The organism is Microcoleus sp. K5-D4 (assembly GCF_036704575.1).
Taxonomy (GTDB): Bacteria; Cyanobacteriota; Cyanobacteriia; order Cyanobacteriales; family Microcoleaceae; genus Microcoleus.
In genome coordinates, this window is record NZ_JAUBSD010000002.1 from 93,140 (window position 1) to 104,024 (window position 10,885).

A 10,885-nucleotide genomic window follows, 5' to 3' on the forward strand; every position below is an offset into this window, starting at 1 on the left:
GGTTTAGGAAAGATTGACGATCGCCCGATCAATCAGTTGAGAAAAGAGTTCTCAATCGGCCTGTTAAAAGCCCTCGACAGGTCGATCTCGGATTTCAGCTACCTGCGGGGGCAATACGTCTTGCAGTTGTGTACCGGAGTTTGTCAGTCAAATGCGCCAAATGCGAGTGTCTCTCTCTCGGCGGAACAGGCCTCTTTCTTCCGTGCGATCGATCGCGCCTGTCAGCGTCCCGCTTACCTGTTGCAGTTTGTAGCCAATGCTGGAAGTCGGCAAACCGTCTTCTTGCCACAAGCCCCAAAGGGTGCAAGTCGGTTTTTTGGCGATCGAATGCTACGCTAAAAGCGGGAATCCGCCTTCTGCCGGATATGTTAACAATTCTTATTGTTCTTAAACTAGAAAGAGTAAATCTAGTTCGCGATCAGAATTTATGTTGCTTCCAGCCGACCAACGCACTAAGTTAGACGACACCGACGACAATTTGTTCTATTCCGCTCCCCGGTTTGTGACTCACGTAGACGATGGATTCATTCAGCAACTCACCGATTTATATCGGGAACGGCTGAAACCGAATACTCGGATATTTGATATGATGAGCAGTTGGGTTTCTCACTTGCCCGACGAGATGCAATTTGCCCATGTAGAAGGGCACGGCATGAATGAAGACGAGTTGGCAAAGAATCGCAGACTGAATCATTATTTTGTGCAGAATTTGAACGCAAATCCCAAATTGCCACTGCCGGATGCAGAGTTTGACGCCGTTGTCAACTGCGTTTCGGTACAGTATTTGCAGCACCCAGATGCGATTTTTGCCGAGATTCACCGGATATTGAAGCCGAGTGGCGTAGCAATTATGAGCTTTTCCAACCGGATGTTTTATCAAAAGGCGATCGCGGCTTGGCGGGAAGGTTCCGAGGGCGATCGGGTAGAATTAGTCAAGGGTTACTTTGATTCTGTCAAAGGAGCGAACATACCCGGGTTTAGCAAGCCGGAAGTAATTGTTCGCAAGCCTAACTTGCCGAGTTTTATGCAAATGCTGCGAATACCAAGCGGCGATCCGTTTTATGCGGTAGTTGCTTACCGCCAAAGTTAGGATTTTTTGGCAGTAAGGACTTTAGGACTTTAGGACTTTAGGTGGAGATTGAAAGCACTAAAGTCCTTACTACAAACCAATCGAAAGCTACGCTCTTTAGGTTAGGATATATTTAATATTTGTTCCTAAAATAGGGAAAAAACTTGGGCAGCGCATCACACTCGATCCAAATATCTGTCAGGGAAAACCCTGTATTCGCCGTCTGTGATATCCAGTAAAACTGATTTTTGACTTCTCAGTTCTGGTATGAATGCTAAAGAAATTATAGATGACTATGACGATTTAGAACATGAGGATATTCTAGCTGCTTTGCTATTTGCCGCGCGGCTGACTCCAGTGAAAAGCATATACCGAGTATTGTATTTCATCAGTAATAATAAAGTAGGGTAACACCTTGATATGAAACCATATCAGCAAATAGCTATCGACGAATGCGGCGAACCTTTAGTCCCTATTCCAGCACAACATTTTGTCTTTGAAACGCCGCACCCTTATCAAAAGTTGGGTGCTCCCTATCACAATAGCAAAGCAGATTCGCCTTACTATTTGCGACAAGGAGTTGTAGATAGTTTAATCGCCGCTCAAACGGAGCTACAGCACAATTATCAAAATTGGAAAATTCTGATATTTGACGCTTATCGGCCAGTGGAAGTCCAGCAATTTATGGTAGATTATACTTTTAATCAAATTGCCCTAGCTCAAGGCTGCGAATTTCCTGTTCCCGAAGACAAACGCCAAGTGATTATAGAACACGTATATCAATTTTGGGCAGTGCCGAGCCTCGATCGCGCAACGCCTCCCCCTCACAGTACAGGTGCCGCTTTAGATATAACTTTAGTGGATGAAAACAATCGGCAAATTGATATGGGTTCTCCGATTGATGAAATATCAGAACGTTCTTATCCCGATTATTTTTGTAATAGCAAGGAGCCGCAAAAACAGGAATATCACCGTCGCAGGCAAATATTAAAAAATGCGATGATAGCTGCGGGTTTTCAGCAACATCCTAACGAATGGTGGCATTTTTGTCTGGGCGATCAGATGTGGGCTTGGTTGACAAATCAAAACAATAGTGGTAGTCGATTGATTGCCCGATACGGCCGCTATTAAAACGGTACGGAATTAAATCGGAAGTGGCGCACTTGCAACATTAAGAAAGGGGTTTGTTGACAAAAAACTCAGCTTTTAACTGCTTCCTCTGGCAATAAACCTGGTTTCTGACACTCTCTGCCTCCCGCACTATAAAAGTATGAGCAAAATAAATCATTTGTGTCAGGATACACTGCAACTATTGCCAGCGGGGTAGCGGTGGTTTAAAATCAACGAGAGCGAACAAGTGCAGGCAATATTTGCCAGCACCGCAAACCCTAAAGCATAACTCAGAGTTCACCCAATGAAAGCACTCATCCTCTCTGGCGGTAAAGGAACACGCTTGCGTCCCCTCACCTATACGGGTGCTAAGCAGTTGGTTCCTGTAGCAAATAAGCCGATACTGTGGTACGGAATTGAAGGAATTGTGGCGGCCGGGATTACGGATATTGGGATTATTATTAGTCCCGAAACCGGGGAAGAGGTGAAGACGAAAACAGGAGATGGATCTCGCTTCGGTGCGAAAATTACTTATATCTTGCAAGCAGAGCCGGCAGGGCTCGCTCACGCGGTAAAAGTTGCCAGACCGTTTTTGGGCGATTCTCCGTTTATTATGTATTTGGGAGATAACTTAATTGAAAATCAGTTAGATCCGTTTTTAGAGATTTTTAACACGCAGAAACTAGACGCTCTGATTATGCTGCGTCCCGTTTCCAACCCCTCGGCTTTCGGTGTGGCAAAAGTTGATGAGAAAGGACGAGTTTTGCAGTTAGTAGAAAAACCCAAAGTTCCGCCGTCAAATTTAGCACTGGTGGGGATTTACTTTTTTGCTCCTACTATCCACGAGGCGATCGATCAAATTCAACCTTCGCCCCGGGGCGAACTCGAAATTACAGACGCTATTCAACAGCTCATCAATCAGGAAAAACACGTAGAAGCCTGCAATTTAGAGGGCTGGTGGTTGGATACGGGGAAAAAAGACGATTTGCTCAGTGCAAACCAAATCATTTTAGATAGCCGTATCGTAGCTTCAACTGAATTAACAGTAGATGCAAAAAGTCAAATTATCGGGCGAGTGCAAATAGGAGAAGGAACGGAAATCATTAATTCTACAGTTCGCGGGCCAGTGGTAATTGGGGAAAATTGCCGCATTGAAAATTGCTTTATTGGGCCTTACAGCAGTATTGCCGATCGCGTGACGATGATTGATGCTGATATCGAACACAGTGTAATATTGCAAGGGGCGAAAATAGTTGGCATTCACCAGCGAATTGTTGACAGCGTGATCGGGCAGCGAGCTCAACTCACCAATGCGCCGGCTCGTCCAAAAGCTCTGCGGTTTATGATTGGTGATGACAGTCAAATTGAGTTATAGCAATCCTTGCAGGAGTCGTAAACTTTTTACCCCACTCCAACCCTCCCCGCAGGTTCGGGGAGGGAGTAAGAAAATCACAAATGATTTAGGATTGCTATAGCTTAAATTGAGATATTGCCAATATCGGAAGCAATAATCCTGATTTAGCAAGAAATAAATTGTTTTGTGGGGAATAGGGGTTGGGCATCCTGCCTGCCCTTGAACAGGCTTTCGGGCCTGTTCCACAATTAATTACAATTATTCACACAGCAAAGCTGCCTGTTCACAATTAGTTACAATGATTGCAACAGCAAAGATGTCTGTTCCATAATTAAGTCATAGTAAGTTATCTCAAGGAGAGGAAAGTTTGGAGTACGAAGAAATACCAACTCAACAGATAATACATAAGTTGCGGCAAACTTTGGAGCCGCGAATTGGTATAGCTGAGCTGTCGCTGTTGGGAACAGAAAATAGTACGATAGCCCAAAATGAAGATGATGAAGATATCGCCCTTTTAAAGGCAGGTTTCGACATTTATAACATCCCCATTACCTCTTACCAAAGGCGACTCGGTTCCGCAGTCATCGTCGTTAGGAAAATAGTCCGAAAATTGCTCAGACCCGTACTCGAACGACAAGTAATTTACAATTTTGCTAATACGCGGGTGGTGCATACATTAAGCACACAATTGCAAAAATTGCAAGAAAATCAACAAACTCTCTTTGAAAAAATTGAATCGGAATTCAGCAGCGAATATCCCGAAGTTACAGCACAGCTTGAGACTCAACAAAGAGCGATCGCAAATTTTCAGTCTGAAATAGAGCAAATTAAAGCAGTGCAGCAGCAACATACTGCTATTTTAGAGAAGATTACCGCTCAATTGCTCGATCGACAAAAATAAAGCATCAAAGATGACCACACTGCCCATATGTTCGTTAATTATAGTCAACTATAACGGTCTGCGCCACACGAAAGATTGCTTAAAATCTCTACAAAAACTTGCGTATCCCGAATCGCAACTCGATTTAATTGTAATTGATAATTGTTCTCAAGACGATTCCGTTAATTCCCTGTGCGAACTATTTCCCAAAGTTCGGATTTTTGTCAACTCCGCCAACAACTTTGCTAAAGCCCTCAACCTCGGCATCAGCGAAGCAAAAGGCGAATATATCGGGTTTCTAAATAACGATGCTACCCTTGACAGTCGCTGGTTAGAGATTCTTGTAAAACGGCTAGAAACTAATAAAGAAGTAGGTGCGACTAGCGGCAAATTGCTGTTTAAAGACGGGCGAATTAACAGCGCTGGTATTCAGCAATTACCTAACTTTTATTGGCAAGATGTCGGCTTTGCCGAAAAAGATTCGGGACAGTACGATACAGAACGGGAAGTCGAAGGGCTTTGTTGGGCAGCGGTGCTTTTCCGCAGGAAATGTCTCGAAGATGTCGGGCCAATAGATGAAGATTTTGTGATGTATTTTGAGGATGTAGAGTTTGCTAAACGCTGCCACAAACGCGGTTGGAAAATGCTTTATACTCCCGCAGCTATCGCCCATCACGAGTATAGGGGTTCGAGTAAAGGCAGCAAACTTACCGAGTATTTCTGCAACCGCAATCGGTTTTTGTATTTAGCCAAACATGAACCGTTGCAATTAGTCAAAGGAATTCATACTTCGGATTTTTTTACTAACAAGCAGTACGATTTGCTGTTCGAGAGTTTATTTGTAGCGATTAAAAAACTGCTAGATTATCAGAAACCAGAAATCATCGAAACAGTATTGCCACAGTTGTCGGAAAAGTTGGCGGTGATTTACAGTCGGATGAAGATCGATCGCATTTTGTCTCGCTTACAGGTGGTTCGGGGCGATCGCAAAATGTCGATCGCCATTTACGATCACGGACTGCATTTTATTGGTGGCGGTCAAAAATACGTCGCTACCCTCGCCTCGCTGCTACAAAATGAATTTGACATTACTTTTATCGCCAACAAACCAGTTGCTGTTTCCGACTTAGAATCGTGGTACGGACTCAACCTTTCAGGATGCAAAATTAAAATTATGCCCTTGGCGTTTTACGAGAAACGCGGAATGCAGTGCATCGATTCCAGCATCATCGTAGAAGATATGGAAAATCCCTTTGATGAAATTGCCAGAGAAAGCAAAAACTACGATATTTTTATCAATGCGAACCAACTGGAAAAAGTAAAACCACTGTCGCCGATCTCAGTATTTTTCTGCCACTTTCCCAATACCTTCCGCAACCGTCACTTTGCTGTCGATGATTACACTTTCATTATTGTCAACAGTCAATTTACCGTCAAGTGGTTGGAGAAACGCTGGAACCTACAGCCAACTTTTCTGCTTTATCCCCCCGTGGAAATGGCAACAGTTAAAGTGCCGAAAGAAAACATCATTTTAGCTGTGGGACAGTTTGAAGCTGGGGGAACAAAAAAGCAAATTGAACTAATTAAAGCTTTCCGCAGTTTGCTAGCAGATTATCCCGAAGATTTTCAAGGATGGCGACTAATTTTGGTTGGCAGCAGCATTCCGAAAAATCCTTATTTAAAGACTGTTCAGAATTTATTGAAGCAAGATTCAAGGGCGATCGAGCTCAAAGTCAATGTTGACTTTGATGAGGTAAAATCACTTTATGCTAGAGCAAGTATATTTTGGCATGGCTGCGGTTTGGGTGAAGTCAATCCTCAAAGATTTGAGCATTTCGGGATGGCGACTGTAGAAGCAATGCAAAATAGTTGTGCTCCGATTGTTTTCAACGGTGGCGGCCAACCGGAAATTGTCGAACATGGGCGATCGGGCTTTGTGTTCAATACCGTTGAGGAACTGTGCCAGCATTCACATCAACTAATTGTTAATCCTGATTTGCTAGCAGAACTTCAAGCTGGTGCACAGCAACGCAGTCAGAACTTTAGAATTGCACATTTTGAGAAAAAAGTCAATAGTTTTTTTGATATTCTTCACCAAGAGTATGCTACAATTCGGCTGCCAAATCCTGCCGATATAGCTCAAATGCTCGATCGAACTTAAAGGCTAATTAAATAGTCCACCAGGGCTTAAAACCCCTAACCAAAAGCTAAAGTCCTCTTGCATAAGACTAATATCAAAGTCGATTTTATTACCGTTTTTTTCAGTCCGCGCAGGCGGACTTTGTATGTGTAGTCTCGACTTCCAGTCGCCGGAACTCTAAAATCATGTCTAATTCACTGTTAATCAATTTGTCCTTTTTAACACCCGAACCAACGGGAATCGGGACTTACGCCGCTAATCTTTTCCCGCAACTGCAACAGCTAGAACCAACATTACTCGCTTCCCAGCAAATTGACAATTATACTTGCTATCAAATCCCCGACACTCTGACACCGAATCGCGGCCCGAAAGGACAAATTAACAGGCTGCTGTGGACTCAGTTTGAATTACCTAAACTTTACCAAAAATTACAGTCTACCCTGATATTTTCCCCAATTCCAGAAGCACCTTTGTATTCCGGCTGCCGCTACATCGTCACAGTTCACGATTTAATTCCTTTGCGATTTCCCCGACGGTTTTCTAGATTAACAGCTTATTTTCGCTACTACATACCGCAGGTTTTGCGACAAGCAGAACACATTATTTGCGATTCTCAAGCAACGGCGGCAGATGTTGCTAAATTTTACCAAATTTCGCCTAAAAAGATGACCGCAATTCCCCTAGCTTGCGATAATATTAATTTTAGATATCTCGACTTGCCCGCCAAAAATTATTTTCTTTATACAGGTAGACACGATCCTTACAAAAACTTAGAAAGATTAATTGCTGCATTTGCTAGTTTGCCCGATCGCGCAAATTGCGAATTGTGGCTAGCAGGGCCTCCCAATGCCTACACACCGCAGTTGACAGCACAAGTTGAACAATTAGGTTTACAATCTTTGGTAAAGTTTCTCGGTTACGTTCCCTATTCTCAATTGCCCGTACTGATGAATCAGGCGATCGCCCTAGTTTTCCCTACACTTTGGGAAGGATTCGGCTTACCAATTTTAGAAGCAATGGCTTGCGGCACACCCGTCATCACATCCAACCTGTCATCGATGCCAGAAGTAGCCGGAGATGCCGCATTATTAGTCAATCCTTACAGCGTCGGAGAAATAGCCGAAGCCATGCAAACACTAGCCACAGATTCAAAAGTGCGATCGAACTTAAAAACTGCTAGTTTAGCCAGATCATCTCAATTTAGTTGGAACAAAACCGGAAAAGCAACCGCCAACATATTACAACAATATCTTTAAATCTCTCCTCTCTTCCTTTCTCCTCTCTGCGTCCTCTGCGCCCTCTGCGGTTAAAAAAACTCCCACCAAAAAACCGCAATCTACATCTTATCCCATGCCCAATTCCCAATCTAACTTACTAATCAACCTCTCTTTCCTAATTTCAAAACCCACTGGCTTAGCCATCTACGCCAAAAACCTATTTCCTCACCTAAAATCCCTCAATCCCACATTACTAACAGCCAAAAATTTTCCCAATAACAACTGCTACCAAATCCCCGAAAACCTAACACCAGAACAAGGAACCAAAGGACACATCAACCGATTGCTGTGGACACAAACCCAACTCCCAAAAATTTACAAACAGCTAAAATCTAACCTGTTATTTTCCCCAATTCCCGAAGCTCCTTTATTTGCAGGTTGCCGCTATATAATTACAGTACATGACTTAATAGCGCTGCGATTTCCCCGTCGCTTCGATCCTCTGACACCTTACCACCGCTACTACATTCCCCAAGTGCTGCGGCAGGCTCAACACGTCATCTGCGACTCTGAATCAACTGCCAAAGATATCGCTAATTTTTGCAAGATTCCTACTAATTTAATTACGCCAATTTTCCCTGGATATGATACCAGTTTTTTCCGTTTTCTAGACTTACCAACAAGCAATTATTTTCTTTATATCGGCCGCCACAATCCTTATAAAAACGTGCAGCGAGTGGTAGCAGCGTTTGCTGCTTTGCATCATAATTCCGAATACGAATTGTGGATAGCCGGTTCGGAAGACAAACGCTATACGCCGCTGCTGAAGGCGCAGGTTCAAGAATTGGGATTGGTCGATCGAGTAAAATTCCTAGATTACCTCCCCGCAGCCGACTTGCCCAAAGTCATCAACCAAGCGATCGCGCTGGTTTTTCCCAGTCTTTGGGAAGGATTCGGACTCCCCGTGCTCGAAGCAATGGCCTGCGGCACTCCTGTCATCACCTCTAACCTGTCTTCAATGCCCGAAGTGGCTGGGGGTGCAGCATTATTAGTAAACCCCTACAGCGTCGAGGAAATTGCCTCTGCTATGCACCAGCTTGCAGTCGATGCCAAAGTTCGATCGCACTTGCGGGAGCTCGGTTTAGCCAGAGCAAAACAATTTAGCTGGGAAAAAACAGGCCTGGAAACTGCTGCTATTCTCGATCGATATCTTTAACGAAGGAAGTTCGGCAACGGATTCGGTAACGGATGTAACGGATGTCGAGAAGAAGGAAGAGGGAAGTTCGGCAACGGATTCGGTAACGGATGTAACGGATGGAAGAAGGAAGAGGGAAGAAGGAAGAAGTCAGTAGGTAGATTCATGCCCCATGCCCCATGCCCAATTCCCCCTCCCCCTGACAGCCTGAGTTAGGGACTGTAGACCCCTTTTACTTATTGATACCCAACTGATCGCCGCGCTTGTACTGCTGATAAGCAGCAAAAAACAGCCCCGCCAGAGTAACAAAGATTAGACCCAGAACAATACCTGAAAGTAGCGGTTCTACCATGAGAGCTCCTTAACGTTAAGATTTAACAACCTATTTTTAATATTACCAGCACTTATACAGATGAATTTTCCCAAAAGCAGCCTTCCGTGGGTCTCAGAGCTTGCTCTCCCCGCTGCGAACGATTAAGCTATGTTATGAGAAATAAATTTTCTTGTAGATACTATTTTTAATTGAACTCCTTTGAATAACCAACTTGCCAGGAATGAAATTAAAAACCCGATCGAGCGACTTGCCATATTTGCGCTAGCGGTGTTGCTTGCCATCATGTTGACGATTCTCACAATACGTCAATTTCAAGTCGCCGATCCTTACGTCAAAAGCGTACTATCCCTAACGGGCAACCCGTTTCAGGGTTCCGCCATCTTTCAAATGAACTGTGCGGGGTGTCACATCTCCGTTTCAGACAGTCAAGTCGGGCCCAACTTGCACGGAGTGTCCGAGCGCAAATCCGAATTCGATCTGATCCGGCAAGTCACCAGCGGGCAAACCCCACCAATGCCGCAGTTTCAACCGAGTCCGCAAGAAATGGCCGACTTGCTGAAGTATCTCGAACAAATTTGACCAAAGAAGGGGAACGGAATTGGTTCCCCTTCTTTAGCAGAGCCTCTAAACATGGGTTTAGAGGCTCTGCTTTCGGGTAGTCCCTCTCTGCTGGGACGACACGCAAGTGTATGCTCGGTTTCAAATGCCGAGTTTAATCTGCGGACTAAACCAACAAGCTAAAACTCTGAGCTGATAACTGGCTCGGCTGCACGCCCGTCACTATAGCCAAAATCTGGTCGCTGTTAGCAAGCCCGATCGCCGTCGAGCCATTAGTTTCGGTCAATGACAGTTGATTGAAGTCCAAGCCTCCCACCAACTCGATCGAATCAACTCCTGCGGTGAAGTTGATAATGGTGTCAATTCCTCCGCCCGCTGACAAGACAAAGCCATTGCTGCCACTGCCGCCGACGAGGGTATCGCTGCCAAGACCACCAAAGAGCAAGTCATCGCCGGTGTCAGCAAAGAGCAAATCATCGCCGCTGCCGCCAATTAAGGTATTGTTACCCTCGCCGCCACAGAGAGTGTCATTGCCTTGATCCCCAATTAGCACGTCGTCGCCAGCGCCTCCCAAAATTACGTCCTCGGCTTTGCCCCCGTACAATAAGTCATTGCCTTCGTCGCCAGAAAGAGAGTCGTTGCCACGATTGCCATACATCGTATCGTTACCGCGATCGCCAAAAATCAGGTCAAAGCCTTTGCCACCGAAGAGAGTATCGCTATCGATGCCTCCGTAGACAGTATCGTTGGCAATATTGCCATTGATGTAGTCGCCGCCCCCTCGACCAAAGATCAAATCGTTGCCGCCCAACCCTAAGATAGAGTCATTGGCGACACTACCCAAGATCGTATCGTCGCCGTTAGGGCCATTGATCACATTACCCGCTGAAGAAGTGCCGGGCTCATTGGGAGTAGCGATTCTGGGGAAGTTCTCAGGGCAAACCAAATCTGTCGGTACAGGTGCAGGCGTCGGCGTCGGTACAGGTGCAGGCGTCGGCGTCGGTACAGGTGCAGGCGTCGGCGTCGGT

At 45.0% G+C, this 10,885-nt stretch carries 12 protein-coding genes; 10 read left to right on the forward strand and 2 right to left on the reverse strand.

Translation table 11 applies throughout. The annotated features are described in order from the left end of the window. Positions 1 to 36: 36 nt before the first annotated feature. From QUA77_RS29250 to QUA77_RS01340, 9 genes are all read left to right on the forward strand, one after another. On the forward strand, positions 37 to 339 hold the full coding sequence (locus tag QUA77_RS29250) for a hypothetical protein (protein ID WP_445302050.1): 303 nt from the start codon (positions 37 to 39) through the stop codon (positions 337 to 339). Between the two features lie 88 nt (positions 340 to 427). Further along, positions 428 to 1,090, forward strand: coding sequence for a methyltransferase domain-containing protein (locus QUA77_RS01305; RefSeq protein WP_333449007.1), 663 nt, complete (start codon positions 428 to 430; stop codon positions 1,088 to 1,090). Between the two features lie 246 nt (positions 1,091 to 1,336). After that, positions 1,337 to 1,480: a DUF433 domain-containing protein gene (locus QUA77_RS01310; RefSeq protein ID WP_333039187.1), complete on the forward strand. Its 144-nt coding sequence runs from the start codon at positions 1,337 to 1,339 to the stop codon at positions 1,478 to 1,480. Between the two features lie 9 nt (positions 1,481 to 1,489). Then, positions 1,490 to 2,200 carry a M15 family metallopeptidase gene (locus QUA77_RS01315; RefSeq protein ID WP_333449008.1) on the forward strand — a complete coding sequence of 237 codons (711 nt, stop codon included), beginning with the start codon at positions 1,490 to 1,492 and terminating at the stop codon, positions 2,198 to 2,200. Positions 2,201 to 2,483: 283 nt separating this feature from the next. Beyond that, the gene (locus QUA77_RS01320) at positions 2,484 to 3,554 is read left to right on the forward strand and encodes a glucose-1-phosphate thymidylyltransferase (protein ID WP_333039191.1); all 1,071 of its coding nucleotides are present in this window, start codon (positions 2,484 to 2,486) and stop codon (positions 3,552 to 3,554) included. Positions 3,555 to 3,900: 346 nt separating this feature from the next. Continuing rightward, positions 3,901 to 4,434: a hypothetical protein gene (locus tag QUA77_RS01325; RefSeq protein ID WP_333059973.1), complete on the forward strand. Its 534-nt coding sequence runs from the start codon at positions 3,901 to 3,903 to the stop codon at positions 4,432 to 4,434. 10 nt (positions 4,435 to 4,444) lie between these two features. Continuing rightward, positions 4,445 to 6,574: a glycosyltransferase gene (locus tag QUA77_RS01330; RefSeq protein ID WP_333059975.1), complete on the forward strand. Its 2,130-nt coding sequence runs from the start codon at positions 4,445 to 4,447 to the stop codon at positions 6,572 to 6,574. A 164-nt stretch (positions 6,575 to 6,738) separates the two neighbouring features. Beyond that, entirely contained in the window at positions 6,739 to 7,809 is a 1,071-nt protein-coding gene (locus tag QUA77_RS01335) for a glycosyltransferase family 1 protein (RefSeq protein WP_333039198.1), read from the forward strand. A 94-nt stretch (positions 7,810 to 7,903) separates the two neighbouring features. Further along, positions 7,904 to 8,986, forward strand: a complete 1,083-nt coding sequence (locus QUA77_RS01340; RefSeq protein ID WP_333039200.1) for a glycosyltransferase family 1 protein — start codon at positions 7,904 to 7,906, stop codon at positions 8,984 to 8,986. A 211-nt stretch (positions 8,987 to 9,197) separates the two neighbouring features. On the opposite strand, the gene petG is transcribed toward QUA77_RS01340, so the two are convergent. After that, positions 9,198 to 9,317 (reverse strand): cytochrome b6-f complex subunit V, encoded by a 120-nt coding sequence (gene petG / locus QUA77_RS01345; RefSeq protein WP_006632329.1) that lies wholly within the window; start codon positions 9,315 to 9,317, stop codon positions 9,198 to 9,200. 180 nt (positions 9,318 to 9,497) lie between these two features. Between petG and QUA77_RS01350 the strand changes: the two genes are divergently transcribed. Further along, complete coding sequence (locus tag QUA77_RS01350; protein WP_333039203.1) at positions 9,498 to 9,878, forward strand: cytochrome c; 381 nt, start codon at positions 9,498 to 9,500, stop codon at positions 9,876 to 9,878. Positions 9,879 to 10,023: 145 nt separating this feature from the next. On the opposite strand, the gene QUA77_RS01355 is transcribed toward QUA77_RS01350, so the two are convergent. Continuing rightward, positions 10,024 to 10,885: calcium-binding protein (locus QUA77_RS01355; RefSeq protein WP_333449009.1), on the reverse strand; the 862-nt coding region annotated here is incomplete at its 5' end.

Excerpts from the sequence above, each read along its gene's own strand:
- QUA77_RS01310 (WP_333039187.1), top strand. The coding sequence starts at position 1,337 with ATGAATGCTAAAGAAATTATAGATGACTATGACGATTTAGAACATGAG.
- petG (WP_006632329.1), bottom strand. The coding sequence starts at position 9,317 with ATGGTAGAACCGCTACTTTCAGGTATTGTTCTGGGTCTAATCTTTGTT.
- QUA77_RS01305 (WP_333449007.1), top strand. The coding sequence starts at position 428 with ATGTTGCTTCCAGCCGACCAACGCACTAAGTTAGACGACACCGACGAC.
- QUA77_RS01335 (WP_333039198.1), top strand. The coding sequence starts at position 6,739 with ATGTCTAATTCACTGTTAATCAATTTGTCCTTTTTAACACCCGAACCA.
- QUA77_RS01320 (WP_333039191.1), top strand. The coding sequence starts at position 2,484 with ATGAAAGCACTCATCCTCTCTGGCGGTAAAGGAACACGCTTGCGTCCC.
- QUA77_RS01315 (WP_333449008.1), top strand. The coding sequence starts at position 1,490 with ATGAAACCATATCAGCAAATAGCTATCGACGAATGCGGCGAACCTTTA.
- QUA77_RS01330 (WP_333059975.1), top strand. The coding sequence starts at position 4,445 with ATGACCACACTGCCCATATGTTCGTTAATTATAGTCAACTATAACGGT.
- QUA77_RS01340 (WP_333039200.1), top strand. The coding sequence starts at position 7,904 with ATGCCCAATTCCCAATCTAACTTACTAATCAACCTCTCTTTCCTAATT.